Here is a 25,770-nt window from a genome sequence, read left to right as displayed (position 1 = left end):
GGATAGACGTTAGGTATCTGACGACGTTTCTGTCAAAGGACGGTGAACCGCCGTCGACGGATCATGCCGACGAGGGCCGGAGGACCCGCCGCTCCACCGTGAGCCGGGGACCGTCCGCGAGCCGGTAGGTGAGGTAGCCGGTGTCGGGATCCCCCGGCGGCGACGGGAGCTCCGGGACGGCGAACGCGACGCTCGGCGCGGTGATCTGACGCACCCCGTCGGTCGTGTCGTCGCGGTGGCGGTGGACGTGCCCGCCGGCGACGACGGACACGCCGGCGCCGGCCAGCCGCCGGACGAGGCGCTCCCGGGGGCCGCTCGGCGGGACCGCCCAGCGCTCGGCCTCGCCGACGACGGGCAGCAGCAGCGGTTGGTGGCAGAACAGCAGGGTCGGCTCGGCCGGTCCGCTCGCCAGCAGGTCGTCGAGCCAGTCCTCCTGCTCGCGCTCGGCGGACAGCCCGCTCCCGAGCAGGAGCGAGTTGATGCCGACGAGCCGCCAGCCGGCGTGGCGGTGGACCCACCGGTCGACACCCCAGACGCGCAGGTAGGCCACGCGCCGCTCGTCGGTGATCGACGCGTGGTCGCCGAGGTCGTGGTTGCCCGGCACCAGGAGCACCGGGACCGGGAGCTCCCCGATCGCCCGGCGGGCGGCCGCGTGGTCCTCGGTGCGGTCCGGATCGTCCAGCACCATGTCGCCGGTGTGGACGACGAGGTCGGGCGGGTCGGCCCGGAGCGCGTCGCGCACCAGCACCCATTGGGTGCGGGCCCGGGCGGGCCGGCCGTGCGGATCGTCGTCGGGGCGCGGCGCCGAGAGATGGGTGTCGCTGATCTGGGCGAGCATCATGGGCAGGTCCCCCGTGCCTCAGAGCAGGGCCTGGTACGCCCCGCCGTCCACCGGGATCGCGGCCCCGGTGACGAACGCGGCCGGCGCCGAGCACAGGAACGCGACCAGCGCCGCGCACTCCGCGGGGTCGCCGAGGCGGCCGGCCGGTACGCCGGCGAGGGCCTCGGCGCGGACCTCGGGGTCGGCGTAGACCGAGCGGACGCGGTCGGTGTCGTGCAGGCCCGGGAGCACCGAGTTGACGGTGACCCCGTCCCCGGCCACCTCGCGGGCCAGCGTGCGCAGGAACCCCGTGGCCCCGGCGCGTGCGGTGTTCGACAGCGCGAGGTTCGGATAGGGCTGGCGCACGCCCAGCGAGGTGATCGCCACGACCCTCCCCCAGCCGCGCTCGCGCATCCCCGGCACCGCGGCAAGGCACATGCCGACCACCGCGAGCAGGCTGCGGTCCAGCGCGGCCTGGTAGTCGCCCAGCGCGGTGTCGGCCACGCGTCCCGGGGCCGGCCCCGGCCCGTTGACGACGAGGACGTCGAGCCCGCCGTGGCGCGCCTCGACCTCGCGGACGAACCCCGCGGCCGCCTCCGGGTCCGTGAGGTCGGCGACGGCCCAGTCGGCGCCCAGCTCCGCGGCGGCCGCCTCGGCGCGTCCGACGTCGGAGCCGCAGACGGTGACCTCGACGCCCTCCGCCACGAGCGCCGCCGCGCACGCCCTCCCCAGCCCGGCCGTCCCGGCGGCCACCGCCGCGCGCCGCCCCCGGATCCCCAGGTCCACGTGCCCTCCCGCTAGGTGCTCACGAGGCGAAGATGTCGATCTCCTCGCCGGTCCCGGCATCGAACACCAGCAGCGCGGTCGCCGGACAGGCGCGGGCGAGGCGCAGCGCCGTGTCGTCGGGCAGCGGCGGGGCGCCGGGCACCCCCTCGGCGACCTCGTCGTCGTCGAAGCGGAAGCGGTCGGGGTGCTCGGCGACGCAGCGCCCCGAGCTGAGGCAGATGTCCTTGTCGACCTCGATGCGGTAGGTCACGAACCTCCTCCGAGCAGCACCGGGTAGGTCGCCCAGTACGGGCGGGCGGTGGTGGTGTCGCGCTCCGGCGGGTGGTCGGGGTCGTGGCGGACCCCGGCCGCGAGCAGCTGACCGACGGCACCGGTGACGAGACCGAACAGGTGGGTGTCGGGATCGGTGTCGGGGCGGGCCACGACGCCGGCCGCGAGGTCCTGGCCGATGCAGACGTGCATCCCCGCGGCGAAGCTCAGCCCGAACGGGGCGACGCCCGCGGGTGCTGTGCGGTCCGGGTCGAACGCCGCCGCATCGGGGCCGAAGAGCGTGGTGTCCCGGTTCACCGCCTGCAGGTCGATCACCACGGTGGCGCCCTCGGGGATCGTCGTGCCCGAGCGCAGCGCGACCGGGGCGAGCGCCCGGCGCCTGCCGACCGGGCTCGACGGGTTGAGCCGCACCGTCTCGTGCACGGCGCGCTGCAGGAACAGCGGGTCGGTGTGGGCGTCCGCTCGTCCGGGGTGGTCGGCGAACCAGCCGAGCAGGTGGTCGACGGTGCGCACGAACGCCGTCGCGCTCGTGTGGGCGCCGGCGAGCAGGTAGAACGCGACCTCGCGGCGGACGACGTGGTGCGGGAGCTCCAGCTCGTCGGCGTGCCGAAGCAGGGTGGTCAGGACGTCGCGCGGTGGCTCCGCGTCCCCGTTCGCCAGGATCTCCCGCCGCCGGGCGATCGAGGGCGCGAGGAACTCCGCGTCCCACTCCTCGAGCGCCCGGGCCACCTCCGCGGCCTTCGCGGCCTTGTCGCCCGTCGCGTGCGCCAGCGTCGCGCCCTCGATGAACCGCATCATGTGCGCGTGCAGCCGGGCGGTCTCGGCGGCCGTGCCCTCGGGCCGGTCGATCCCCGCGGTGAGCGCCGCGAGGTTGAGCATCAGCTCGTGGCCGAGGTGCACGAGGTCGACGTGGCCCGCGGCGACGTACGGGGCGAGCGTCCGGTCCGTGACCTCGGGGAAGAGGTCGCGCTCGTAGCGCTCGAAGACGTCGCGGCGGAACATCCGGTTCTCCACGCGGCGCCGGTCGCGGTGCTCGGTGCCGTGCAGGTTCACCAGCACGTCGGCCATGACGACCTCGCCCTCGTCGTAGAGGGACTGGCGCAGGTCGCGGCTGCGATAGGCGTCCTTGGCGTCGGCGAACGTGCTCAGGGTGACGACGACCGACTCCCCGGTGGTGGTCACGGCTCCTCCTCGACCCGGTGACCCTGGAACGGTAGTCGTTAGGCGACTGACGTCAACCCGCCGTCGACCGCGTCGGCCACCCGCAGGGCGGCGACGCCGTCGGCGAAGGTCGGCAGGTCCCCGGTCGCGTCGTCCCCGGCCACACGCGCGGCGAGCGCCCGGACGAGCCGGGTGAAGGGCTCGGTGGCGGCACCGGTGGCGGCGACGATCTCGGTGACCTCCTCGCCGGAGCGGGCCCCGGAGAGACGCACGGGGAAGTGCCCCGTGTGCCCGGCGGCCTCGGCGACCAGCACCCCCTCGGCGCCGTGGGCGACGAGGCGCCACCCCGCGCCGGCGGGCGCGACCCACGAGGTGTGCACCGAGCACAGGCCCCCGCCGTCGAGCCGGGCGACCCAGGCCGCCGAGTCGACGCTGTCGGCCGGCAGCGGCCCGTCGGGACCCGGCCAGGTGGGGGCCCGGCGCGCGGCCACCCCGCGGACGTCGTCCAGCCCGCCGAACACCCACCGCAGGATGTCGGCGGTGTGCAGCCCGTGGACCCGCAGCGAGCTCGCCCCGTGGACGGCGTCGGCGCACCACCCCGAGCCGCTCACGGCGGCCGGCATCGTGAACGTCGAGTAGAACGCCTGGACCGCGACGTTGTCGACCCGGCCGATCCAGCCGTCGGACACACGGCGGCGGAGCTCGGCCAGGCCCGGCCAGAACCGCGACTGCATGTCGACCACCGCCAGCCGCCCCGAGGTCGCCGCCGCGTCCGCCATCGCGAGCCCCTCCGCCGTCGACCGGGCCAGCGGCGCCTCGCAGAGCACGTGCTTGCCCGCCGCGAACGCCGCCGACGCCATCGCCGCGTGCCGGCTCGGCCGGGTGGCCACGTCCACGAGGTCGACGTCCGGGTCGGCGCACAGGGCCTCGAAGCCCACGTGCGCCCGCGGGACACCGTGGGTGCGGGCGGCCTCGTCGGCGGTGTCCCGGTGCGCGGTCGCGACGGCGGCGAGCTCGACCAGGCCCTCGCGGGCCAGCGCGGCGTAGACCGGGAGGTGCGTGCCGGCCGCGTAGTTCAGGCCGACGACACCGATGCGCAGCGGCGTCACGCGGGGACCGTGGGGACGGAGGGCCGGTCGAGCGCGGGCAGCACCTCGGTCCCGAACAGCTCCATGGCCCGCAGGACCGACCGGTGGTCCGGGCCGGTCGGGTAGCGGAAGATCATGAGGAAGTCGTCGACGCCCGCCTCGTCGCGGAAGCGCCCGATCGTCTCGACGCACTCCTCGGGGGTGCCGAACACGAACCGGTCGCGCACGAACTCCTCCAGGGTGATCTGGTCGGCGCTCGTGACGCCGGGCAGGTCGGTGATCGCGCCGTAGTCGAAGAGCGTGCGGGCCATCGCGAGCGCGGTGTCGCCGAAGAGCTCGAGGGCCTCCTCGCGCGAGGTGTACGGCCAGCAGAAGCGGATCGAGGTCACGTGCGGGCGCCGGCCGGACGCCTCCGCCGCGGCCCGGTAGTCGGCGGCCATCGCCGTCATGGTGTCCAGGGACATCAGCGCGTTGGTGATCCAGCCGTCGCCGAGACGGCCGGCGCGGCGCAGGCCGCCGGGCGTCCAGGCCGCGAGGTGCAGCGGGACCCCGCCGTCCTGCAGCGGGCGGGGCAGCACGGCGAGGTCGTCGAAGCGGTGCAGCCGGTCGTCGAAGGAGAAGCGCTCCTGGGTGTGCGCGGCCCGCACGATGCGCACGGTCTCGTCGAAGCGCTGGGCCCGGTCGTCCCAGGGCACGCCGGCGGCGGTGTAGTCGACGGGCATGTAGCCGGCGCCGAGCCCGAGCCAGGCGCGGCCACCGGAGAGCTGGTCGAGGATCGCGGCGTCCTGCGCGAGGACGACCGGCGCGTAGAGCGGGGCGATGGCGATCGCCGTCCCGACGCGGACCCGCTGCGTGCGGGCGGCGATCGCGAAGGCGAGGTGCAGGGGCGCGCCGAAGTACTCGTCGGAGTCCTTGTGCTCCGTGGTCAGCGCGGCCGAGAAGCCGAGCCGGTCCGCGGCCTCGGCCTGCTCGAGGATCTCCGCCAGCACGGTCTGCGGCTCGCCGGTGACCTGGCCCTGCGTGAACAACACTCCGACCGACATCGTCGTCTCCTCGGGGGGTCCGGGACTGCTCAGGAGGTGGGCTCGGGATCGAGCCGCACGAGCGCGATGCGGGTGTCGAGCATGCTCGGCAGCCCCGCGTGGAGGACCGATCCGTGGCCGCCGCCGCCGGCGACGTCGCGCGCCGCGGCCCGCCCGGCGACGCGGCCGAGCGTGAAGCCGCCGCTGATGTGGATCCCGCCGAGGTCCGAGACCGGGTTGAGCCCGCCCACGCAGTCGCCGGCGGCGAACAGCCCGGGGATCGCGTCGCCGAACACGTCGAGGACCTGCAGGTCGGTGGTGACGCGGAAGCCGCCGCAGCAGAAGTTGATGCCCTCCACCATCGGCACGGCGGTGAACGGCGCCCGGGTGCACGTCCGGCGTCCGGGCGGGAGCACCACGCGGCCGAAGTCGGGGTCGCGGTCGTCCGCGGTGCCCGCGAGGAAGTCGTTCCACCGCGCGACGGTGCCCTCGAGCGCCGCGGCCGGGACGCCGATGGCCGCGGCCAGCTCGGTCAGGCTCCCGGCGGAGACCGGCGGCTCGGGCATCTGGCTGATCAGCGTGGCCTTCTCCCGGAAGACCTCGTCGTCGACGACGTACCAGGCCCGGCGCCCGGGCTGCTCGTGGAGGCGGTCGACCCGCTCCTCGTAGGGCCCGGCCTCGTCGTGGAACCGCTCCCCCGCGGTGTTGACCGCGATGGCGTCCTCGACGACCGACGACGAGACGATCACCAGCGGCGGCACGAACGTCATGTTGACGAGGTCGCCGCCCACGGCCTGGCCGAGGAGGTGGCCGTCGCCGCGGCACGTGTCGATGCCCAGGTAGGGCGCCCGCGCCACCACCTCGGGCTGGAAGCGGCGCCGCAGCTCGGGGTTCGACTGGTAGCCGCCCGTGGCCAGGACGACGCCGCGGCGCGCGGTGACCTCCAGGGGCGCGTCTTCGTCGCGGCGGTGCGCCCGCACGCCGGTGACGCGGCCGTCGGTGACGACGAGGCGGTCGGCCACCGTGCCGTACCGGACCGTGACGCCGGGGCGCGTCGTGTCGGGCACGAAGGCCCGGCCGAGCATCCAGCTGTCCTCGACCGCCGCCATCCGGTCGACGGTGTGCTGGCGCGGGCGCGGGATGAAGCGGCTGAAGCGCACGCCGCGCTCGGTGAGCAGCCGGTAGGTCTCCGCGCTCTCGCGGGCGAACAGCCGGACCAGGTCCTCGTCCCACTCGACGCCGAAGCGGTCGCGGGCCTCGTCGACCATCGCGCGGGCGTCGGCGACGAAGGTCTCCTCGTCGTCGGCGAGGCCCTGCTCGCGCTGCATCGCCGAGTCGACGAACGCCAGGTAGCCCGTGGACCAGACCGCGTTGCCGCCGATGTGGTCCATGGCCTCGAGGACGACGACCGACGCGCCCTCGTCGGCCGCGGCGGACAGCGCCGCCATGCCGGCGGGTCCGGTACCGAGCACGACGACGTCGGCGTCGAGCGTCTCGACCTCGGGCACGGCGACTCCCGCTACGTTGGGTCCGGCGGTGGGGCGGGTCACAGAGTGGGCAGATCACGGGGCGGCGTCAAGCACCTGACGACGTCCGCGCCACTCGACCGGCTCCAGGCGCGTTGCTAGCGTCGTTAGTCACGCCACGCCGATGCCGGACCGCGAGGGAGCGCTCCTTGTCCACGATCACCCTGGACCGCTACGCCGACGTCCGCGAGGCCTACCGTCAGCACGACCTCGAGCAGGCGCTCTACGACGCCGGCGGCGTCGTGATGGCCGACTGTCTGCTCGTGCTGCACGGCTCCGCGCACCGCACCCGGCGGCGGGTGGAGAACCGGCTGTTCCGCCGCGGGACGTTCCGCCACTGGGAGCACACGTTCCTGCGCGACGTCGTCACCGACACCCTCGCGCCCTTCGTCGCCGCCGGGCACGCCGACCTGCTCGAGCTCGGCTACCGCACGGTCATGAACCTGACGGCGATGGTGGCCGGGGTGGACCACTCGACCACCGACGTCACCGAGACCGACGCGCTCTACCGCTTCGCCAAGAAGTTCTCCGAGGGCGCGACGCTGGTGCACACCACGCGCGACCCCGCCGAGGTGCGCGCCGAGGTCGCGGCGGCGCTCGACGAGTTCGACCGGATCTTCTTGACGCCCTCGATCGCCCGCCGCGAGGCGCTGCTCGACCGGCTCGCGGCCGGGGAGATCGCCGAGGACGACCTGCCGCGCGACGTCCTGACCGCGCTGCTGCGCCACCGCGACGAGCTCGGCCTCGACCGGGACATGCTGCGCCGCGAGGTCGCGTTCTACCTGCAGGCCGGCTCCCACAGCACCGCCGACGCGTTCTCCCACGCCGTCGACGACTGGTTCGCGTGGCGGGCCCGCGACCCCGAGGCCGCCGAGGAGGCCCGCCACGACCCCGCGCTGCTGCAGGCGTGTGTCTACGAGACGTTGCGGCTGCACCCGGCGAGCCCCGTGGCGCGCCGCCGCGCGCTGGCCGCGATCTCGCTGCGCGGCGGCACCGACATCCCGGAGGGGTCCGAGGTCGTCCTCGACATCGCCGCCGCCAACCGCGACCCGGAGGTCTTCGACCGGCCCGCGGAGTACGACCCGGCCCGCGACGTCCCGTCCGACGTCCCGCGCTGGGGGCACGCGTTCGGCGGCGGCATGCACGCCTGCATCGGCACCGAGCTGGCGGGCGGGGTGCCGGCCGCGGGATCGGCCGAGGGCGCCCAGGTCCTCGGCACCGTCACGCTCATGCTCGACGCCCTGCTCGCCGCCGGGGCCCGTCCGGACCCGGCGAGCCCACCGGTGCGCGACCCGCACTCGGCGCGGGACCACTTCGCGTCCTACCCCGTCGTGTTCGGAGACGAAGCATGAAGGGGAGCACGCCGATAGGGGAGCTCGACCATCGGCACGAGCCCGTGATGGCGCCGGTGATCGGCCGGTTCCTCGCCGCGGTCGAGGCGCGCGACGCCGACGCCGCCGGTGCCTGCTTCGCCGAGGACGCGACGTGGGCGAACGTCCCGCACCCGCCGGTGGTCGGGCCGGCGGGCGTGCGGGACATGCTGGCGCCGATCCTCACGCGGTCGGCGTGGGTGCGCTGGGACGTCGTCACCGCCGCGCACACCCCCGAACGGTCGTGGCTGGAGCGGGTCGACCGCTTCGGCATCGACGGCGCCGAGTACGCCGTCGCGTGCCACGGCGTCGTCGAGGTCGACCCCGCGCGGGACCTCATCACCGGGGTCCGCGACTACGTGGACCTCGGCGAGTGGCGCGCCCGCCTCGGCGCGGTCCTGACCCTGTGACCGACGAGCTCAGGATCGGCCTCGGACTCTGGAGCGGGCAGCACGGCGACCCCACCGACGCGGTCGCGCTCGCCCGGGCGGGCGAGGACGCCGGCTTCGACGCGTTCTGGGTCACCGAGCACCACGGCCTGCCCGACGGCTACCTCCCGTCGCCGCTGACCGTCCTGGCCGCCTGTGCCGCCGCGACCTCCCGCATCGAGCTGGCGACGGGCGTGGTGCTCGCGCCGCTGCACCACCCACTGCGCCTGGCCGAGGACGCCGCGCTCGTCGACCGGCTCAGCGGCGGGCGGCTCCTGCTCGGTCTCGGGCTCGGGTACGCCGAGCACGAGTACCGGGCGTTCGGCGTCGACCCGTCCCGCCGCGGGGCGCGCCTCGAGGCCCTCGTGGGCGCGCTGCGCGCGGCGGGGACGGGCGAGCCGTTCTCCGTCCCGGCGCTCGGGCTGCACGACGTCCGGGTCACGCCGACGCCGGCGCGCCCGATCCCGCTCTGGCTCGGCGGCTACGCCGACCGGGCCGTCGCACGCGCCGGGCGCCTGGCCGACGGGCACCTCGTGGGGCGCGGCGAGCCGGCGATCGTCGAGGCCGCCTCGAGCACGCTGGCCGGGGTCCGGGACCCCGCCGACCCGACGTTCGTCCGCGGCGTCGTCGTCACGTGCGTGCTGGACGCGCCGGGCGGCGGCGCGGCGCAGGCCCGCGCCGGCTTCGCCCGCGCCCAGCAGGCCTACGAAGGCATCCAGCGCGGGCGCGCGGTCTACGCCGGGCTCGCGGAGCCCGTCGCGGCGTCCGACGCCGACGCCCACCTCCAGGTCCGCGGCGACATCGAGGAGGTCGTCGCCGGCCTGCGGGCCGTGGTCGCGGGACTCGCTGCCTGGTCGCGCGTCCACCTCGTGATCCGCCTGCTGTTCGCCGAGCCGGACCTCGACACCGCCCTGACCCGCGTCGCGACCGTCGGCGAGCGGGTGCTCCCCCGTCTGCGCTCCCCGGAGGCGTCGTGAACCAGGACGACCGCATCGCGATCACCGACGTGCTCGCGCTGTACTGCGAGCGGATCGACGACTACGACATGGACGCCGTCGTGGACCTGTTCACCGCCGACGCCGTCATGGACTTCGGCCCCGGCCGCGGCGGGGTGCTGCGCGGCCGCGCGGCGCTGCGGGCGCGGTTCGCCGGCGGCCAGGGCGGGTTCCGGCGGACGCACCACCACCTCGGCCAGGTGCGGCTCACGGAGGCCGAGGACGGGACCGTGCACGCGGTCTCCTCGTGCTCGGCGGGGCACGAGCTCCACGACGGGACGCAGTGGCGGGTGGGCCTGCGCTACGTCGACGTGCTCGTGCGCTCGGACGGCGCGTGGCGGATCGCCGAGCGCCGGATCGAGGCCGCGCTGGTCGAGGGCGGCCCGCGCGACGGGTGGACGTGGATCGTCCGGAAGGAGCCCGAGACCGGCTGAGCCTTGCCCGCTGCGATCGAGCGGCGTTAGCGTCCTCACGACGCATGAGCGGCGTCACAGGAACCCGAGGAGGCGTTCGATGGCGGCAGTACTGCGGGGGCTCGAGGGCAAGCACGTCCTGATCACCGGCGCGGCGAAGGGCCAGGGGCTCAGCCACGCGCTGGCGTTCGCCGACGCGGGGGCCGACATCGCCGCGCTCGACATCACCGACCCGATCCCGGACATCTATCCGCTCGCCACCGGCCAGATGCTCGAGGACACCGTGCAGGCCGTGGAGAAGTCCGGGCGCCGCTGCCTGCCGCTGCCCTGCGACATCCGCGACGAGAGCCAGGTCGAGGCGTCGGTGGCCAAGGCGCTCGACTACTTCGACGGCCGCATCGACGTGCTCGTCAACAACGCCGGCGTCGCCGCCCTCGACACCATCCAGGGCATGCGGCCGCACGTCATGGACGCCGTGATCGACACGATCGTCAAGGGCCACATGTACGTCGCGAAGTACGTGGTGCCGAACATGATCGGCCGGGGCTCCGGCAAGATCATCAACATCTCGTCCGGGGTCACCGGCTCCGGGCACGCCCAGCTGTCGCACTACGTCGCCGCCAAGCACGCGATCCAGGGCCTGACCTCGGCCTGGGCCTTCGAGCTCGCCGAGTTCGGCATCAACGTCAACGCGATCGCGCCGGCCACCATCAAGCCGGGCGAGGGACAGGGCTCCGGCATGGTGCTGGGTCTCGCGGGCGAGGTCGGGATGGCGCCCGACGACGCCTACGAGATGTTCTCCGCGGCCGGCAACATGCCCGGGGAGAAGTGGCGCACCGAGGTCTCCGACATCACCGACTCGGTGCTGTTCCTGGCGTCGGACAACGCCGACCAGATCACCGGACACATCCTGCGCGTCGACGCGGGCCAGGGGGCGAAGTAGCGCGATGAGCACCGCGATGCGACCGACCCAGCCGATCTTCGACCAGGAACCGGACGCGATGCGGTGCCCGTACCCGCACTACGCCCGGTTGCGGCACGAGGCCCCGGTCTTCCACGACACCGAGCACGACATCTACGTCGTCACCCGCCACGCCGACATCGAGCGCGTCAACACCGCGCCGCGCCTGTTCTCCAGCCAGAACCCGATGGGCCCGACCGTCTCGGAGGCGGTGGCGGCGGTGGGCCGGGCGCTCTCCGACGCCACCCCGGAGTTCGCCGAGCGCGTGCGGGTGGTGATGAGCCGCGGCGACGTCCTGTTCACCCAGGACCCGCCGGACCACACGCGCCACCGTCGGATCCTCGCCAAGGCGTTCACACCGCGGTCGGTCACGCGGATCGAGCCGCGCATCCGCGAGCTCTGCCACGGGCTCGTCGACGGCTTCGCGGTGTCGGGCGACCCGGGCGAGGTCGACCTCGTGCCGGCCTTCTGCTCGCCCGCGCCGGTGCAGGCGCTCGCGACGCTGCTCGGTGTCCCGGTGGAGAAGTCCGGTGACTTCGCCCGCTGGGCCGACGCCATCAACGCCGCCATCGGCACCGCGATGACCGACGAGGCGCTGCTCGCGACGCTCGAGACCCAGATCGAGTTCTGGACCTTCTTCGAGAACGAGATCGCCGACCGCGAGCGGGACCCGGGCGACGACCTGCTCTCGGCGATCGTGCGGGCCCGCGACGAGGGTGACGAGCCGCTGACGCGCAACGAGATGGTCGGCTTCTGCAGCCAGTTCATCGGCGCCGGCGCCGACACGACGACCAAACTGATCTCGTCGTTCATGCTGATGCTCTGCGAGAGCCCGGACCTCATGGCCCAGGTGCGGTCCCGCCCCGAGGAGCTCCCCCGCTACCTCGAGGAGGCGCTGCGGCTCGAGTCGCCGGTGCAGGGGCTCTTCCGCGTCGCCACCGAGGACACCGAGCTCGGCGGCGTCGCGATCCCCGCCGGGGCCCACGTGTGGGTCGTCTACGCCTCCGGCAACCGCGACGAGGAGGTCTTCGACGCCCCGGAGTCGTTCGACCCGGACCGGGCGCACCTGCGCTCGCACCAGGCGTTCGGCCACGGCCCGCACTCCTGCATCGGCGCCCCGCTGGCCCGGTCCGTCGCCCGCATCGCCGTCGAGGTGCTGCTCGAGCGTCTCGACGACATCGCGCTCGCCGAGCCCGGCTTCGTGCCGCGCTACGACCCGAGCTACGTCATGCACGGCATGCAGCGCCTGCCCCTGACGTTCACCGCCCGGTGACCGAGCTCGAGGAGCTCCGGCGCCGCCTCGACGTCCTCGAGGCGGAGTCGGCGCTGCACCGGCTGCGCAACCGGTTCCACGACTACGTCAACACCGACCGGTGGGACGAGATCGGGAGCCTGTTCGCCCCGGACGCCGAGCTCGACTACTCCTACCTGGGGTCGGCGTCCGGGCGGGCGGCGATCACCGAGTTCTTCGCGGCGATCCCGCGGCTGCTGCCGGACGGCGGGAGACGCAGCGAAGCGGAGCTCGACCCATCAACGCCGGGGAAGCCGTTCGTCCGGCAGTTCATCCACGGGCACGACGTCACCGTCGACGGTGATCGCGCGACCGGGACGAGCTTCCTGTTCGCCACCCCGATCTATCACGGGCAGAGCTTCGTGCTCGCCGGGCGCTTCGCCGACACCTACCGGCGCGTCGACGGCGCGTGGATGTTCGCGAGCGTCGCGCTGGAGATCTACTACTCGGTCCCCGTCGCGGAGGGGTGGGCCGGGCCGGACCGGCACCGGATGGCCCTCTAGGTCCGGCTAGCCCCGGACCACCGGCAGCAGCACCTCGTCGACGATCGCCACCACGAGCGCGTCGTCGATGGGGTCGCCGGTGACGAGCAGGCGGTGCCACAGCACCGACTGACCCAGCTCGCGGACGAGGTGCACGGGCACGTCGGGGCGCGCCTCGCCGCGGGCCACCGCCCGGGCGATCAGCTCGGCCATCTCCTGCTTGCGCCAGCCGATCACGCCCTCGCGGAACGCCGTCGCCAGCTCGGGATCCTCGGCGGTCGCGGCGATGACGGCGACGAGCACCGGGGCGAGCTCGCCGGTCATGGCGGCCGCCCAGCCGCGCAGGACCGCCAGCATGTCCGACCGGTAGCCGCCGGTGTCGGCGTGCGGGATCGCCTCGGTGGCCGCCGTGAGCAGCGTGTCGCGCAGGAGCGAGGCGCGGTCGGGCCACCGCCGGTAGAGCACCGGCTTGCTGGTGCGGGCCCGGGCCGCGACCGCCTCCATCGTCACCGCGGAGACCCCGCGGTCCCGCACGAGGTCGAGCACCGCGTCCCGGATCGCGTCCTCGAGCTCCGCGCCCCGACGTCGCGTCGGCGTCGCCACCACGCCCTCCTGGAGAAACGGTTGCGTTTCCTGTTCGCCGGCCCCACGCTACAGGAAACGACACCGTATCCTGAGGAGGTCTCCCGTGCTCGTGATCCCGCCCGCGCGTCCCGTGCTCCACCCGCTGCGCGACCGCTCCTCCGCGCGACTGACCCGCGTCGAGCGGCACCGGCACGGTCGGCGCCGCGCCGTCATCGACCACCGCCCGCTGGCCGGCGTCACGCCCCCGATGCTGCTCGACTGGTTCTCCCACATCGGCGGGTCCATGACCTACGGCGGCGAGACGCTCCCCCGCTACCTCGCGTGGCACCCGCGCGACCACATCGCCTGGAGCCTCGCCCGCGAGGCACCCGGGGGCGGGGCGGCGGAGGGCGCCCGCTTCCACATCGTCGAGGCGTTCGACCGGCGCCCCGAGTACCGCTACGACGGCGTCGACCGCGTCGAGAAGCTCGACGAGACCGGCATCCGCCTCGTGCAGCGCGTGGCGGGCGTGGTCGTGGTGCAGCTCGAGCACACCTGGTCGGCGGGGGCCGAGGGGACGCACTACGTCAGCGTCCTCGACGTCGGTGCGCGGTCGATGGCGTTCGCCCCCGTCAACCGGGTCCTGCGGCACCGCTTCCCCGACGACATGCTCGACGCCTGGATCACCCACAACATCGAGGAGGTCGGGCACCTCGAGGCGCTCCTGCCCGGCCTGCACGCCGTGCACGCGTAGCAGCCCGGGCCCGAGGGCACTCCGCCGTCCGACCGGTCCCGCACGACGGGGCACGCTGACGGGAGGGGACCCATGGCCGAGACCGACCGCGAACGCCGAGTGATCGACGACGTCACCAAGGGACTGATCATCGGCGGGTCGGTGCGCGACGCGACCGACGGGCGGACGTTCGGCGTGGAGGACCCCTCGACCGGGGAGATCCTCTGCGACGTCGCCGACGCCTCGCCGGCCGACGGGATGGCCGCCCTCGACGCGGCGGCGTCCGCCCAGCCCGGGTGGGCGGCTACCGCCCCCCGCGAGCGCGGGGAGATCCTGCGGCGCGCCTTCGAGCTCGTGACCGAGCGCGCCGACGAGATCGCCCTGCTCATGACGCTCGAGATGGGAAAGCCGCTCGCCGAGTCGAAGGCCGAGATCACCTACGCCGCCGAGTTCTTCCGCTGGTTCTCCGAGGAGGCCGTGCGGATCAGCGGCGAGTGGAAGGTCAACGCCACCGGCAACGGGCGGGTGCTCGTGATGCGCCAGGCGATCGGGCCGTGCCTGCTGATCACGCCGTGGAACTTCCCGCTCGCGATGGGCACCCGCAAGATCGGCCCGGCGATCGCCGCGGGCTGCACGATGGTGATCAAGCCGGCGGGGCTGACGCCGCTGACGATCCTCAAGCTCGCCGACATCCTCGCCGAGGCCGGCCTGCCCGACGGCGTGCTCAACGTCGTCACCACCTCCTCCACGGGCAAGGTGATGGAGCCGCTGATCCGGGACGGGCGCATCCGCAAGCTGTCGTTCACCGGCTCCACCGAGGTCGGGCGCAGGCTGATCGAGCAGTCCGCGGAGCAGGTGCTCAAGACCTCCATGGAGCTCGGCGGCAACGCCCCCTTCGTCGTCTGCGCCGACGCGGACGTGGACGAGGCCGTCGCAGGCGCGATGCTCGCCAAGATGCGCAACATCGGCGAGGCCTGCACCGCGGCCAACCGCTTCTACGTGCACGCCGACGTCGCCGAGGAGTTCACCAAGAAGCTCACCGAGCGGATGGGCGACATGAAGGTCGGGCGCGGCACCGAGGACGGCGTCGAGGTCGGCCCGCTGGTGGAGTCCGACCAGCGCGACAAGGTCGCCGAGCTCGTCGACGACGCCGTGCAGAAGGGCGCCACCGTGCGCACCGGCGGGCAGATCCCCTCCGGCGCCGGCTACTTCTACCCGCCCACCGTGCTCGCCGACGTCCCCACCTCGGCCCGCCTGGCCAAGGAGGAGATCTTCGGGCCGGTCGCGCCGATCTTCACCTTCACCGACGACGAGGACGCGGTGCGCGCCGCCAACGACACCGAGTTCGGCCTGGTCAGCTACCTCTACACGAACGACCTGACCCGGGCGATCCGGCTGTCCGAGCGCCTCGAGGCCGGCATGGTCGGCCTCAACCAGGGCATGGTCTCGAACGCCGGCGCCCCGTTCGGCGGCGTCAAGCAGTCGGGCCTGGGACGCGAGGGCGGCAGCGTCGGCATCGACGAGTACCTGGAGATCAAGTACGTCGCGATGAACGTGTGAGGTGCCCTTCGGGCTCGTGAGCACTTTCGCGTGCCCCAGCACGCGAAAGTGCTCACATGGCCGCAGGCCACAGGTCGCCGCCGTCGGTGAGATCGTTACCGAACCTTGACGTAGTTCGTTGTTCCACTCGGGAAGGACGGCGCACTCGCTGTGCGCCCGTCACGCACCGAGGGGGGCACCAGGTGTCGAATCACCACGGCCGGGACGACGACGAGACGACGCAGCAGGCGTACTACGGACGCGACACCAGCAGCTCGCAGATGACGCAGCACGACGGGGAGCGGTCGGCGAGCGGACAGCACGGCGGTCCGTCGGCCCACGCGTTCGGCCAGCAGTCGTACGGTCAGCAGTCGTACGGTCAGCAGTCGTACGGGCAGCAGGGGGGTGGCCAGCAGCCGTACGGGCAACAGACGTATGGCCAGCAAGCTCCTGGACAGCAGTCATACGGCCAGCAGCCGTACGGTCAACAGCCTCAGGGTCAGCCGACGTACGACCAGCAGTCCCGTGGCCAACCGCAGCAGCGCAACGGGCTCGCGACCGGCGGATTCGTCGTGGCGCTCATCGGAGCGGTGATCGCTCTGATCCCGTTCCTCGGGATCGTGTCGTGGGTGATCTCCCCCGTGGGGCTGATCCTCTCCGCCGTCGGACTCGCCCTCGCGCTGCGCCGCGGTGTCGGGAAGGGCCTCTCCATCGCCGGCGTCGTCCTGGGCGTCGTCGGCATCGTGATCTGCTCGATCTACGCCGCGAGCTTCGCGGCGGCGGTGAACGGGACCACCACGGCGGCCGAGAACTACGCGCCGACACAGGTCGCGCCATCGGCGCCGGCCACGGCCGAGACCGACGCGGACCCCAACACGTTCTCGGGGGGCACCTACGTCGTCGGCCAGGACATCCAGCCGGGGACCTACCGCACCCAGGGCGAGGGCTCGTTCTGCGGATGGTCACGGAACCGGGACACCACCGGCGAGTTCGACGCGATCATCGCGAACGGCATCGTCCAGGGGCCGACGACGGTCACGGTGCGGGGATCGGACGGCGCGGTCGAGTTCTCCGGCGATTGCACGTGGACCAAGAGGTAGGCGCGGGCCGCCGGCCCACACCGGGAGCCGGTGAGGTCACATCTCCGCAGGCCACAGGTCGCCGACGAGATGGGTGCCGTCGAGGCGGTGCGGGGCCGGGGTGTCGTGCAGGACGAGCAGACCCTCGGGCAGGACGGCGAGGCCCTCGGGGCGGTCGCAGCCCCGGCCCACCGCCACCTCGGTGACCAGCGTGACCTCGTCGGCCGTGATCGCCGGCGGCAGCGGGCCCGCCGCGCCGCCGGGCAGGCGCACGATGCGGGCCGGGCCGTCGAGCACCATCGTCGGCCCGGCCAGCACGAGCAGGTCGTCGCCGTCGCGGGCGAGGTCGCGCACCCCGAGACCCTCGAGGTCGACGAAGTGCTTGGTCAGGCCGTCGAGCACGAGCTTGCCGCCGTCGGCGTGCACGGCGAGCTCGAGCAGCACCGCCCAGCCGCGCAGCACCGGGCCCCGCAGCCCGAGCACCGCGGCCCCGCCGGCCTGGGCGTCGCGGACCGCGACACCCTCGACGTCGAACCCGTTGTCCTTGCCGGGGATGTCGAGGAACGGGCCGAGGTGCTCGTCGTCGGCCAGGGCAGCCAGGAGCCCCTTCTTCCCGGCGGGCAGCCGGGCCGCCTCGCCGAGCCCTTTGACCTCCTTGCCGGCCCGGACGGTCTGGGGTCCCTCGGGCCCGTCCTTCAGCGGCAGTCGGGCCAGCACGCTCCGGGAGGGTTGCGGATCGACCTCGGCGAGCCGGGGCCCGATGTCGGCGGGCGGGGTGCCGGGCTTGATCCGCTTGCGCTTCGCGCTGTGCGAGCCCGCCACCCAGAGGCAGCCGTCGACGACGTCGAGGCCCTCGGCGTCCACCTCGTCCTCGGGGCCGCCCTTGAGGTCCACCGCCTCGGTCAGCGGCATCGCCTCGGGCAGCTCCCAGTCCAAGGATCCGCCCGGGACGCGGCGCAGCCGCAGCAGGCCGGACCCCTCGTCGGGCGCGAGGAACATCGTGTCGCCGACGACGGCCACCCCCGAGAGATCCACCCCGGCGGTGGGGGCGTACGTGCCGAGGTCGAGGCGGACGGGCAGGGGCGTGCTCGGGACGGCGTTCATCGCCGCCATCGTCGCCTGCCGGGGTGCCGTGACGGAAGAAGATCGCACCCGGGGTACGTGCTCACCGCTTCTGGAACGTGAAGACGGCCGTCCGCCCGTCCGACGACTCGAGCCGCACCGTCGAGGAGTCCTCGACGAACGACCCGCCCTGCGGGATGCGGGTCACGGTGCCGTCGTCCTCGACGTCGACCCAGCCGGGCCCGATGGCGTTCACCCCGAAGTCCACGCCGTCGTTGTTCCGCGGCGGGCGCCGCTTCGTGCTGCTGCGTGTGCGGGTCGACTGGTTCGCGTCGGGTTGTGACACCTCGACGGGCGCGCCGCTGACCGTCGCCCGGCAGGTGCTGCCGCTGCAGCTGACCGAGGTGCTGGACCCGCCGCCGCAGCCGGCGAGCAGGCCGCCGGCGAGGACGGCCAGGACCAGGGCGCCGGCGGGGGAACGGTGAAGGGCGATCATGCCGCTCCGACGGTCCGGGCGGAGCGGAATGTTCCGGGTCGACCCTCAGCCGGTGACGGCGCGCAGTCGACGCACCACCTCGTCGGCGCCGAGCGCCCGGGTGACCTCGTAGAGATCCGGGCTGCGCTGCGCCCCGGTGATCGCGACCCGGGCGACGTTGGCGGCGTCGCGCAGCATCCCCGGGTAGGCGTCGGGGTCCTTCTTGTACGTCTTCGGGTTCGGCGCGAAGCCGTGGCGGGCGGCGAGGTCGCGGATCTGCTGGAACCAGGTCGGCTGGTCACCCTCGTGGGTGTAGGTGTCGGCGAGGTCGGCCGCGACCGTGCGCACGAGTGCCGGGTCCAGCTCGCCGAAGCGCTCGTCGGCCGGGTCGGTGACGTCGGTGAACAGCTCCGGGAAGAAGAACCCGTAGGCGTCGCGGAAGTCCGACCACTTCGCGAGGTCCTTGCGCGGGTTCTCCACATCGACCCGCTCGACGTCGATCGCCGCCAGCGCCAGCTCGGGGTTCGCGTCGAGCACCTTGACGATCTCGGGGTCGTACTCGGCGGCCCAGTTGCGCACGCCGGCGAGCACGTCCGGACCGGGCAGCGTCGCGATGTGGTCGGCGGAGATGTCGGAGAGCTTCACCGTGTCGACCAGCGGCCCGGCGAGCCCGAACTCGTCGAGGCGCAGCGGGGTCGCCAGGGCCTCGGCCAGCGGCATCTCGGCCAGGCGCGGGTTGGCGAGCCCGCGCAGGTAGTACTGCACGGCGGGCACCGGGAAGCCGGCCTCGAGGTAGAAGTCGACCGACGCCTCGGGGTCCTTGCGCTTGGAGAGCTTCCGCTTGGACCCGCCCTCCTGCTTCATCAGCGGGGCCAGGTGCGCGTAGTCGACCGGCTCGAAGCCCAGCGCGGCGAAGAGCTGGCGGTGCACCGGCACCGACGAGAGCCACTCCTCGGTGCGGACGACGAGGTTCGTGCGCATGAGGTGGTCGTCCACGGCGTGCGCGAAGTGGTAGGTCGGCAGCCGCACCGGGCTCTCGGAGGTCTTGAGGATGACGACGTCGTTGTGGTTGTCCTCGGCCTCGACGCGGCCACGCAGGCGGTCGGTGAACGCGAACCGCTCCCCCACCTTCCCCTCGGACCGGAACCGCGCGACCCACGGCTTCCCGGCGTCCAGCGCCGCCGCCACGTCCTCGGCGGAGGCGTCGCGCCACGGCGCCCATCGGCCGTAGTAGCCGGTCGGCAGCTTGAGGGTGCGCTGGGCGTCGGAGATCTCCGCCAGCTCCTCCTTGGTGGCGAAGCAGGGGTAGGCCTTGCCCGCCCGCATCAGCTCGCGCACGTAGGCCTGGTAGATCGCGGCCCGCGCCGACTGGTGGTACGGCCCGTAGTCGCCGTGCGGGGTGGGGACGTCCCCCTCGTCGGGCATGAGGTCGAACGCCTCGAACGCCCGGCGGAACTGCGCGTCGGCGCCCTCGACCTCCCGGCTCTGGTCGGTGTCCTCGATGCGCAGGACGTAGACGCCGCCGGTCGAGTGGGCGAGGTCGCGCGAGACCATCGCGGTGTAGAGCCCGCCGACGTGCACGAACCCGGTCGGGCTCGGCCCGAAGCGCGTGACGAGCGCGCCCTCGGGCAGCTCACGCGGGGGGTAGCGCTCCTCGAGCTCGGCGGGCTCGGGCAGGTCGGCCGGGAACAGGCCGTCGACGAGGGCGCGATCGAGCATGTGCCCAGGCTACGAGGTGGCCTCGTCGGTGACCCACGAGACGTCCCGGCGGGGAAGCGCGCGCCGCCCCGCCGCGCTCCACGTCACAGTTCTCGCGATGAGGAGTGGTCATGATGACCGACACGGCACGCGCGGTCCGGTTCGACGCCTACGGCGACGTGGGCGTCCTGGAGGTCCGTGAGGTCGAGGTCCCGCCGCCCCCGCGCGGCGAGGTGCAGGTCCGCGTCCGGGCCGCGGGCGTCAACCCGGGCGAGAGCATCATCCGCTCCGGCGGCTACCATTCGCGACTGCCCGCGACGTTCCCCTCGGGCGAGGGCAGCGACCTCGCGGGCGTCGTCAGCGCCGTCGGCGAGGACGCCGGCGACTGGCGCGTGGGCGACGAGGTCCTGGGCTGGACCGACCGCCGCGGCAGCCACGCGGAGCTGGTGACCGTGCCCGCGGACCACCTCGTGCGCAAGCCGGCCGCGGTGCCCTTCGAGGTCGCCGGCGCGCTCTACGTCGCCGGCGCGGCCGCCGTCGGGGCGGTCCGGGCGGTGGCTCCGCAGCCGGGCGAGACGGTGCTGGTCAGCGGTGCCGCCGGCGGTGTCGGCTCGATCGCCGCGCAGCTCGCGCGGCGGGCCGGGGCGCGGGTGATCGGCGTGGCGTCGGAGCCGAACCACGAGTGGCTACGCGGCCTCGGGGTCGAGCCCGTGGCGTACGGGGACGGTCTGCGCGACGCGATCGAGCGGCTCGCGCCCGAGGGCGTCGACGCGGTGGTCGACGCGTTCGGCGGCGGCTACGTCGCCCTGGCCCGCGAGCTGGGCGTCCCCGGCCCGCGGATCGACACGCTCATCGACTTCGCCGAGGTCGGCCGGGGCGGCGTGCAGGGCGAGGGCACCGGGTCGGCCAGCAGCGCCGAGACCGTCGCCTTCCTCGCCGACCTCGTCGCCCGGGGCGAGCTGCGGGTCGAGATCGCCGCGACGTACCCGCTCGAGCAGGTGCGCGAGGCGTTCACGCAGGTCGAGCGCCGTCACACCCGCGGGAAGATCGTGCTCGTGCCGTGAGCTAGACGTCGTCGGGCGGGATGTCGCTGGCGTGCCGCCCGGCGCCGTTGGCCGTCGGCTCCGAGCTGGCCGCCTCGGCGCGCTGCTCGGCCGCGGCGACGACCTTCGCGATCTCGGGGTCGGTGCTCGTGTCGAACCAGTCGGCGACGTCGTCGTCGGTCTCGCCGGGCCGCGTGGCGGGCGTGCCGTCGTCCGGCGTCGGCTGGTAGCGGAAGACGCCGTCCTCGCCGGGCGCCCCGAGCATCTTGGTGAAGCCCTCGAGCGCCTTGCCGAAGTCGCTGGGCACCACCCACATCTTGTTGGCCTCGCCCTGCGCCATCTGCGGCAGCGTCTGGAGGTACTGGTAGGCCAGCATCTCGGGGGTCGGGCGGCCGGCCTTGATCGCCGCGAACGTCTTCTCGATGGCCTTCGCCTCGCCCTGGGCCTGGTAGTACTGGGCGGCCCGCTCGCCCTGGGCGCGCAGCATCGTCGACTGCCGGTCGGCCTCGGCCTCGAGGATCGCCGCCTGCTTGGCACCCTCCGCCGAGAGGATCGCGGCCTGCTTGTTGCCCTGCGCCTCGGCGATGGCGGCCTCGCGGTGACCCTCGGCCGTGAGGATCATGGCGCGCTTCTCGCGGTCGGCGCGCATCTGCTTCTCCATCGAGTCCTGGATCGACGGCGGCGGGTCGATCGCCTTGAGCTCGACGCGCACGACCCGCAGGCCCCACGGCCCGGTGGCGTCGTCGAGGGCACGGCGCAGCCCCGTGTTGATCGTCTCCCGCGAGGTCAGCGCCTGCTCCAGGCTCATGCCACCGACCACGTCGCGCAGCGTCGTCGTGGTGAGCTGCTGGACGCCGTTGATGTAGTCGTTGATCTCGTAGACGGCGTTGCGCGGCTCGGTGACCTGGTAGTAGACGACCGTGTCGATCGAGACCGTCAGGTTGTCCTGGGTGATCACCGGCTGGGGCGGGAACGAGACGACCTGCTCCCAGAGCGCCACCCGCTCGCGGATGCGGTCGATGAACGGCACCAGGAACGTCAGCCCGGGAGCCGCGGTGCGCTGGTAGCGCCCGAGCCGCTCGATGACGGCGGCCTCGGCCTGGCGGATGACGGTGACGCTCTTGACCACCGCGGTGATGATGAGGATGAGCGCGGCGGCGATCACCACGTAGAGCACGAGCGTGATCGGGTCCATCAGCTCTCTCCCTGCAGGGGTGGAGGGGCGGGCGCCGGGCCGGCGGAGGCCGCCGTGACCACGGCGGTGGCCCCGCGGATGTCGACGACGACCACGGGGTCGCCGGAGGCGAGGACGGGGTCGTCCGGGCCGTCGTGCAGCGCCGTGGCGGTCCAGAGCGCGCCGCCGATGCGCACGGTGCCCGCATCGTGGCCGGTGATCGGCTCGACGACCTCGGCCTCGGCGCCCAGGAGGGCCGCCGGGCCGGCGTTGACGGACGATTCGGCGTCGTGGGCGCGCATCCGCCGCTGCAGCGCGGGCCGGGCGAGCAGGACGAGCGCGGCGGACGCGACGCCGAACACCACGACGTCGGGGCCGAGCGGGACGCCCAGGGCCGAGGCACCGGCCGTGACGAGCGCGGCGAGTCCGAGCATGAGCAGGACGAAGGTGCCGGACACCAGCTCGACCGCGATCAGCACCACCCCCGCGATCGCCCACAGCAGCGGGATCACATCGCCGAGTGTGCCACGGGCCACCGACGGCGAGGGTGAGTTCAGGCGCCGACGGTCACGAAGTCGATCAGTTGCTCCATCGCCGTGATCAGGGGCGTCTCGAGGTCGGTCCACGTCGACACCGAGCTCAGGACGCGCCGGGCCCCGGCCCGCTCGTCGCCCCAGCCGAGCGCGTCGCTCACCCCGCGCTTCCAGTCGACGCCCCGGGGCACCGACGGCCAGGCCGCGATCCCCACCGCGCGGGGCTTCACGGCCTCCCAGATGTCGACGTAGGGGTGGCCGAGGACGAGGACGTGCTGGGACGCCGCGCCCAGGTCCCGGCGCAGGCCCTCGGCGATCCGCGATTCCTTCGACCCGGTCACGAGGTGGTCGACGAGCACCCCGAGCCGGCGGTCCGGGCCCGGCCCGAACTCCTGTGCCGCCTCGACGAGCACGTCCGCGCCGTGCAGGGGCTCGACGACGACGCCCTCGACGCGCAGGTCGTGGCCCCACACCCGCTCGACGATCTCGGCGTCGTGCAGGCCCTCGACCCAGATCCGGTGCGGGAGGGCGGTGCGCGCCTTGACGCTCTCCACGCGGCGGGACCCCGACGCCGACCGGTGCGCCGTCTCGTCCGGCCCCGCCGCGCGCTGCGGCGGGACCAGCGTCGCGGGGCGGCCCTCGTGCAGGAACGCCGCCGGCTTGTTCGGGAAGAGCCGCCGGCGCCCGGCCGCGTCCTCCAGCACCACCTCGCGCACGTCGGCCCGGATCACCGCGCCGCAGAACGTCTCCGCGGCGTCCTCGACGACCAGCCCGGGCTCGGCGACGACGGAGACGACCTCGCGCTTCGGCGTGTGCGGCGCCATCCCCGGCAGCCCGCCGGTGCGCCCCGACCCCGACGACGGCGCGCCGCCGCGGCCCGGTGCCCGCACGGCTCCGCCGGTCGAGCGGAACCCGGGGTCTCCCGACGATCCGTGCATGCCCCGGCCCTGCGTTCTCGCCACGGCTGGCGACGCTAACGGCGCGCGGTGATCGTCCGGGCCCGACACGCCCGTACGCCGTCCGGGTGGTGGGCGGGAGCCCGCCGGACCGGGCGGGCGAGCCGCGTCGGGGCGCTCGCGCGCGCCGGGTGGAGCGAGGGTCACCTCTGCTGCGTGGTGGGCGATGCGGGGTGCGGGGTGCGGGGTGGAGCGAGGGTCACCTCCGCTGCCCGGTGCGCAGCGAGGGCGCCCTTCGCTCCTCCAACGCGGAGCCGCGCTCGCCCGCCCTCGCGCGCTCGCCGCCGCGAGAGGCACCTCGTGCATGATCGAGAGCGCCTGGAGCCTGCGGGACGGGCTCCTCGCGGACAAGATCCGGAGTTGGTGAGCGTGGGTTCCGCTGACCGGAGCGTTCGCTCACCCATTCCGGATCTCGACCAGCAGCACGCGCCTCGCCGACCCGCCGGGGCAGCGCGTCGCTCGCGAGGGGCACGCTGCGCCGCATGACCGAGAGCCTCCGCCGCCTGCGGGACGTGCTCCTCGCGAACAAGATCCGGAGTTGGTGAGCGTGGGTTCCGCTGACCGGAGCGTTCGCTCACCTGTTCCGGATCTCGTCGGCGACCGGCGCGCCGGGCCGCCGCCGCCGAGCCGAGGGGCACGCTGCGCATGATCGAGAGCCCCGGGAGCCTGCGAAACGTGCTCCTCGCGAGCCCGGCGCGAGAGCCGGGCGGAGCGAGGGTCACCTCCGCTGCGTGGCACGCAGCGAGGGCGTCCTTCGCTCCCCCAGGCGGCCGCCGACCGGCCATCTCAGATGATCAGGGGCACCTCATCGACGACGCGTGGGCGTCGACGGTGCATGACGCTCTCCTGATCCCCATGACCCGGGCCCGGCGCGGCCGTCGACGGGCAAGATCTCGAGTTGGTGAGCGGATGCTCCGCTGACCGGAGCGATCGCTCACCAGGCCACGATCTTGCGCGCACCGTCCCTGGTGACATCCTCGAGAGATCGAAGTGGAGAGCGCCGAGCGGTCGCCCCGTGCCGCTCCCCCGGCGTCCCGGTCCGCCCCGCCCGTATCGTGATCGGGTGCCCTGCGCGAGTGCCTCCCTGGCCGTCTGGAGCGCGGCGTGGCTCGCCGGCGCCGCCGCGGCCGACGACGTCCTGGACGCGCTGGCCCCGTGGTCCGAGGCCCACGACGTGGTCGCCGCCGACGCCGCGACGGCCGCCGTGACCGACCTGCCGACCCCGGATCGCGCGGGGGCGGGGCTCGCCACGCTGCTGGTCCTGGCGCGCCGGCGCAGCGTGCCGACGGGGCCGGACGCGCGGCTCGTGATGCCCGTGGCCGGCGACGTCCGCGGGCTCCCGGGGCCCGCGGCGCTCCGGACCGCCGCGATGGAGGCCGGGGAGTGCGCGGTGCTCGCGGGCCCGGCGCTGGCCGCGGTCCCGGCGCCCGTCGCCGACGGCGTGCTGCGCTGGACCGTGCACCTCGTCGACGACGTGCCGCCGTCGGCGCACCCGAGCCTGCCCGACGCCGAGCACGACCTGCGCAGCTCGGTGCGCGACGCCGCCGACACGCTCGCGGCGATGGACGTCGCCAAGCACCGGGCGGGTGTGCGGGAGGAGATCGCCGACAGCCTGCGCCGGCGGCCCCACGCCACCTGGCCGACCGGCACCCCCGGCAGGCCGCTGCGGGTGCTCCAGCACGCCGACGAGGTCGAGGCGATCCTCGTCGCCGCGTCGGGGGACGAGCCCGGCGGGGCGATGTCCGCCTCCGCCGCGCTCGCCCGCACCGACGCCCTGCGCCCGCTGGCCACCGCCGTCCGCGCCGCCCGCGTCGCGGCCGTCGCCGAGACCGTCCGGGCGCTCACCGCCGCCTAGTGGCCGTGTCCGTGGCCGTGTCCGTGGCCATGACCGTGCCCGCCCGACGAGCCCTCACCGGACGGGGAGTCGGACCCGGACGGCTTCGAGTGACCCAGGTACGGCTCCCCCGCCCGCAGCGGCGCCTGCTCGTAGCGGCCCTCGTGGGCCACGACGGGACGGGAGTCGCCGCGGAGCTCGGGGTGCTTCGCCTCGAGCTTCTGGCGCTGGTCCCACTGGCGCTGGAGCCCGGTCACGTACTCCCGGTTGCCGCGGTAGGTGCCCTTCCACGTCTGCGGCATGTACTCCTGGGACGGGCCCGGGTCGGCCGTCCCGTGGAGTGCCGGACGCGACGGGACCTTCCGCGCCTCCCCGCCGCACTCCGGGCACGGCGGGGTCGGCGCGTCGCGGCCGACGAGCGCCTCGAAGCGCACGCCGCAGCCACAGCGGTAGTCGTAGATCGGCAC

27 protein-coding genes are annotated in these 25,770 nt (G+C 74.3%); 12 read left to right on the top strand and 15 right to left on the bottom strand.

Going from position 1 to position 25,770, the window contains the following annotated elements:
• Positions 1–61 precede the first annotated feature (61 nt).
• From ACR9E3_RS01365 to ACR9E3_RS01335, 7 genes are read right to left on the bottom strand one after another with little or no spacing between them, the layout of a single operon-like run.
• Entirely contained in the window at positions 62–841 is a 780-nt protein-coding gene (locus ACR9E3_RS01365; RefSeq protein WP_460377850.1) for a metallophosphoesterase family protein, read from the bottom strand.
• 18 nt (positions 842–859) lie between these two features.
• A complete protein-coding gene (locus tag ACR9E3_RS01360; RefSeq protein ID WP_460377848.1) occupies positions 860–1,606 on the bottom strand; it encodes an SDR family oxidoreductase in 747 nt (248 codons plus the stop codon).
• Positions 1,607–1,625: 19 nt separating this feature from the next.
• Entirely contained in the window at positions 1,626–1,856 is a 231-nt protein-coding gene (locus tag ACR9E3_RS01355; RefSeq protein WP_460377847.1) for a ferredoxin, read from the bottom strand.
• On the bottom strand, positions 1,853–3,058 hold the full coding sequence (locus ACR9E3_RS01350; protein ID WP_460377846.1) for a cytochrome P450: 1,206 nt from the start codon (positions 3,056–3,058) through the stop codon (positions 1,853–1,855). The genes ACR9E3_RS01355 and ACR9E3_RS01350 overlap by 4 nt, the downstream gene beginning before the upstream one ends.
• Before the next feature lie 38 nt (positions 3,059–3,096).
• Positions 3,097–4,146, bottom strand: a complete 1,050-nt coding sequence (locus tag ACR9E3_RS01345) for a Gfo/Idh/MocA family protein (RefSeq protein ID WP_460377845.1) — start codon at positions 4,144–4,146, stop codon at positions 3,097–3,099.
• On the bottom strand, positions 4,143–5,168 hold the full coding sequence (locus ACR9E3_RS01340; protein ID WP_460377843.1) for an LLM class flavin-dependent oxidoreductase: 1,026 nt from the start codon (positions 5,166–5,168) through the stop codon (positions 4,143–4,145). The genes ACR9E3_RS01345 and ACR9E3_RS01340 overlap by 4 nt, the downstream gene beginning before the upstream one ends.
• Before the next feature lie 29 nt (positions 5,169–5,197).
• On the bottom strand, positions 5,198–6,655 hold the full coding sequence (locus ACR9E3_RS01335) for an FAD-dependent oxidoreductase (RefSeq protein WP_460377841.1): 1,458 nt from the start codon (positions 6,653–6,655) through the stop codon (positions 5,198–5,200).
• A 167-nt stretch (positions 6,656–6,822) separates the two neighbouring features.
• On the opposite strand from ACR9E3_RS01335, the gene ACR9E3_RS01330 reads away from it, so the two are divergent.
• The 7 genes from ACR9E3_RS01330 to ACR9E3_RS01300 all read left to right on the top strand — a co-directional run bounded on the left by ACR9E3_RS01330 (position 6,823) and on the right by ACR9E3_RS01300 (position 12,634).
• Complete coding sequence (locus ACR9E3_RS01330) at positions 6,823–8,025, top strand: cytochrome P450 (protein ID WP_460377839.1); 1,203 nt, start codon at positions 6,823–6,825, stop codon at positions 8,023–8,025.
• Positions 8,022–8,453 (top strand): nuclear transport factor 2 family protein, encoded by a 432-nt coding sequence (locus tag ACR9E3_RS01325; protein WP_460377837.1) that lies wholly within the window; start codon positions 8,022–8,024, stop codon positions 8,451–8,453. Before ACR9E3_RS01330 ends, ACR9E3_RS01325 begins: the two co-directional genes overlap by 4 nt.
• The gene (locus tag ACR9E3_RS01320; RefSeq protein WP_460377835.1) at positions 8,450–9,448 is read left to right on the top strand and encodes an LLM class flavin-dependent oxidoreductase; all 999 of its coding nucleotides are present in this window, start codon (positions 8,450–8,452) and stop codon (positions 9,446–9,448) included. The genes ACR9E3_RS01325 and ACR9E3_RS01320 overlap by 4 nt, the downstream gene beginning before the upstream one ends.
• The gene (locus tag ACR9E3_RS01315; protein WP_460377834.1) at positions 9,445–9,900 is read left to right on the top strand and encodes a nuclear transport factor 2 family protein; all 456 of its coding nucleotides are present in this window, start codon (positions 9,445–9,447) and stop codon (positions 9,898–9,900) included. Before ACR9E3_RS01320 ends, ACR9E3_RS01315 begins: the two co-directional genes overlap by 4 nt.
• A gap of 79 nt (positions 9,901–9,979) precedes the next feature.
• Complete coding sequence (locus ACR9E3_RS01310) at positions 9,980–10,822, top strand: SDR family NAD(P)-dependent oxidoreductase (RefSeq protein ID WP_460377833.1); 843 nt, start codon at positions 9,980–9,982, stop codon at positions 10,820–10,822.
• 16 nt (positions 10,823–10,838) lie between these two features.
• Positions 10,839–12,113 (top strand): cytochrome P450, encoded by a 1,275-nt coding sequence (locus ACR9E3_RS01305; protein ID WP_460377831.1) that lies wholly within the window; start codon positions 10,839–10,841, stop codon positions 12,111–12,113.
• A complete protein-coding gene (locus ACR9E3_RS01300) occupies positions 12,110–12,634 on the top strand; it encodes a nuclear transport factor 2 family protein (protein ID WP_460377830.1) in 525 nt (174 codons plus the stop codon). The genes ACR9E3_RS01305 and ACR9E3_RS01300 overlap by 4 nt, the downstream gene beginning before the upstream one ends.
• Before the next feature lie 6 nt (positions 12,635–12,640).
• Here the strand turns inward: ACR9E3_RS01300 and ACR9E3_RS01295 are convergent, their stop codons facing one another.
• Entirely contained in the window at positions 12,641–13,216 is a 576-nt protein-coding gene (locus tag ACR9E3_RS01295) for a TetR/AcrR family transcriptional regulator (protein ID WP_460377828.1), read from the bottom strand.
• An 85-nt stretch (positions 13,217–13,301) separates the two neighbouring features.
• On the opposite strand from ACR9E3_RS01295, the gene ACR9E3_RS01290 reads away from it, so the two are divergent.
• The 3 genes from ACR9E3_RS01290 (at position 13,302) to ACR9E3_RS01280 (ending at position 16,549) form a co-directional block, all read left to right on the top strand.
• Positions 13,302–13,931, top strand: coding sequence for a hypothetical protein (locus ACR9E3_RS01290; RefSeq protein WP_460377827.1), 630 nt, complete (start codon positions 13,302–13,304; stop codon positions 13,929–13,931).
• 72 nt (positions 13,932–14,003) lie between these two features.
• Positions 14,004–15,470: an NAD-dependent succinate-semialdehyde dehydrogenase gene (locus tag ACR9E3_RS01285; RefSeq protein WP_460377825.1), complete on the top strand. Its 1,467-nt coding sequence runs from the start codon at positions 14,004–14,006 to the stop codon at positions 15,468–15,470.
• A 182-nt stretch (positions 15,471–15,652) separates the two neighbouring features.
• Positions 15,653–16,549, top strand: a complete 897-nt coding sequence (locus tag ACR9E3_RS01280) for a hypothetical protein (protein WP_460377823.1) — start codon at positions 15,653–15,655, stop codon at positions 16,547–16,549.
• A 36-nt stretch (positions 16,550–16,585) separates the two neighbouring features.
• Here ACR9E3_RS01280 and ACR9E3_RS01275 read toward each other — a convergent pair whose 3' ends face one another.
• The 3 genes from ACR9E3_RS01275 to ACR9E3_RS01265 form a co-directional block, all read right to left on the bottom strand.
• Positions 16,586–17,632 (bottom strand): DUF3616 domain-containing protein, encoded by a 1,047-nt coding sequence (locus ACR9E3_RS01275; protein WP_460377821.1) that lies wholly within the window; start codon positions 17,630–17,632, stop codon positions 16,586–16,588.
• Positions 17,633–17,693: 61 nt separating this feature from the next.
• Complete coding sequence (locus ACR9E3_RS01270; RefSeq protein WP_460377820.1) at positions 17,694–18,086, bottom strand: hypothetical protein; 393 nt, start codon at positions 18,084–18,086, stop codon at positions 17,694–17,696.
• Positions 18,087–18,131: 45 nt separating this feature from the next.
• The gene (locus tag ACR9E3_RS01265; protein WP_460377818.1) at positions 18,132–19,784 is read right to left on the bottom strand and encodes a glutamate--tRNA ligase; all 1,653 of its coding nucleotides are present in this window, start codon (positions 19,782–19,784) and stop codon (positions 18,132–18,134) included.
• Positions 19,785–19,897: 113 nt separating this feature from the next.
• Between ACR9E3_RS01265 and ACR9E3_RS01260 the strand changes: the two genes are divergently transcribed.
• The gene (locus tag ACR9E3_RS01260) at positions 19,898–20,827 is read left to right on the top strand and encodes an NADP-dependent oxidoreductase (RefSeq protein ID WP_460377817.1); all 930 of its coding nucleotides are present in this window, start codon (positions 19,898–19,900) and stop codon (positions 20,825–20,827) included.
• A 1-nt stretch (position 20,828) separates the two neighbouring features.
• Here ACR9E3_RS01260 and ACR9E3_RS01255 read toward each other — a convergent pair whose 3' ends face one another.
• Genes ACR9E3_RS01255 through ACR9E3_RS01245 form a run of 3 tightly spaced genes read right to left on the bottom strand, consistent with a single transcriptional unit; the run spans position 20,829 to position 23,337 of the window.
• Complete coding sequence (locus tag ACR9E3_RS01255; RefSeq protein WP_460377815.1) at positions 20,829–22,001, bottom strand: SPFH domain-containing protein; 1,173 nt, start codon at positions 21,999–22,001, stop codon at positions 20,829–20,831.
• Positions 22,001–22,516, bottom strand: coding sequence for an NfeD family protein (locus ACR9E3_RS01250; RefSeq protein WP_460377813.1), 516 nt, complete (start codon positions 22,514–22,516; stop codon positions 22,001–22,003). Before ACR9E3_RS01250 ends, ACR9E3_RS01255 begins: the two co-directional genes overlap by 1 nt.
• A 17-nt stretch (positions 22,517–22,533) precedes the next feature.
• Entirely contained in the window at positions 22,534–23,337 is an 804-nt protein-coding gene (locus ACR9E3_RS01245) for a DUF3097 family protein (protein WP_460378367.1), read from the bottom strand.
• A 1,195-nt stretch (positions 23,338–24,532) separates the two neighbouring features.
• On the opposite strand from ACR9E3_RS01245, the gene ACR9E3_RS01240 reads away from it, so the two are divergent.
• A complete protein-coding gene (locus tag ACR9E3_RS01240) occupies positions 24,533–25,324 on the top strand; it encodes a hypothetical protein (protein WP_460377811.1) in 792 nt (263 codons plus the stop codon).
• Here ACR9E3_RS01240 and ACR9E3_RS01235 read toward each other — a convergent pair.
• Positions 25,321–25,770 (bottom strand): FmdB family zinc ribbon protein, encoded by a 450-nt coding sequence (locus ACR9E3_RS01235; protein WP_460377810.1) that lies wholly within the window; start codon positions 25,768–25,770, stop codon positions 25,321–25,323. The two genes, ACR9E3_RS01240 and ACR9E3_RS01235, sit on opposite strands and share 4 nt — an antisense overlap.

It is taken from the genome of Actinomycetospora sp. C-140, from assembly GCF_054796175.1.
The sequence above is the reverse complement of the archived record's forward strand: the minus strand, read 5'-3'. Positions and strand labels throughout refer to the sequence as shown.

What these genes read in the sequence shown, in the direction of transcription:
- ACR9E3_RS01270 (WP_460377820.1), bottom strand. Translation starts at nt 18,086, where the DNA reads ATGATCGCCCTTCACCGTTCCCCCGCCGGCGCCCTGGTCCTGGCCGTC.
- ACR9E3_RS01310 (WP_460377833.1), top strand. Translation starts at nt 9,980, where the DNA reads ATGGCGGCAGTACTGCGGGGGCTCGAGGGCAAGCACGTCCTGATCACC.
- ACR9E3_RS01275 (WP_460377821.1), bottom strand. Translation starts at nt 17,632, where the DNA reads ATGAACGCCGTCCCGAGCACGCCCCTGCCCGTCCGCCTCGACCTCGGC.
- ACR9E3_RS01265 (WP_460377818.1), bottom strand. Translation starts at nt 19,784, where the DNA reads ATGCTCGATCGCGCCCTCGTCGACGGCCTGTTCCCGGCCGACCTGCCC.
- ACR9E3_RS01255 (WP_460377815.1), bottom strand. Translation starts at nt 22,001, where the DNA reads ATGGACCCGATCACGCTCGTGCTCTACGTGGTGATCGCCGCCGCGCTC.
- ACR9E3_RS01325 (WP_460377837.1), top strand. Translation starts at nt 8,022, where the DNA reads ATGAAGGGGAGCACGCCGATAGGGGAGCTCGACCATCGGCACGAGCCC.
- ACR9E3_RS01305 (WP_460377831.1), top strand. Translation starts at nt 10,839, where the DNA reads ATGCGACCGACCCAGCCGATCTTCGACCAGGAACCGGACGCGATGCGG.
- ACR9E3_RS01245 (WP_460378367.1), bottom strand. Translation starts at nt 23,337, where the DNA reads ATGGCGCCGCACACGCCGAAGCGCGAGGTCGTCTCCGTCGTCGCCGAG.
- ACR9E3_RS01340 (WP_460377843.1), bottom strand. Translation starts at nt 5,168, where the DNA reads ATGTCGGTCGGAGTGTTGTTCACGCAGGGCCAGGTCACCGGCGAGCCG.
- ACR9E3_RS01365 (WP_460377850.1), bottom strand. Translation starts at nt 841, where the DNA reads ATGATGCTCGCCCAGATCAGCGACACCCATCTCTCGGCGCCGCGCCCC.
- ACR9E3_RS01285 (WP_460377825.1), top strand. Translation starts at nt 14,004, where the DNA reads ATGGCCGAGACCGACCGCGAACGCCGAGTGATCGACGACGTCACCAAG.
- ACR9E3_RS01260 (WP_460377817.1), top strand. Translation starts at nt 19,898, where the DNA reads ATGACCGACACGGCACGCGCGGTCCGGTTCGACGCCTACGGCGACGTG.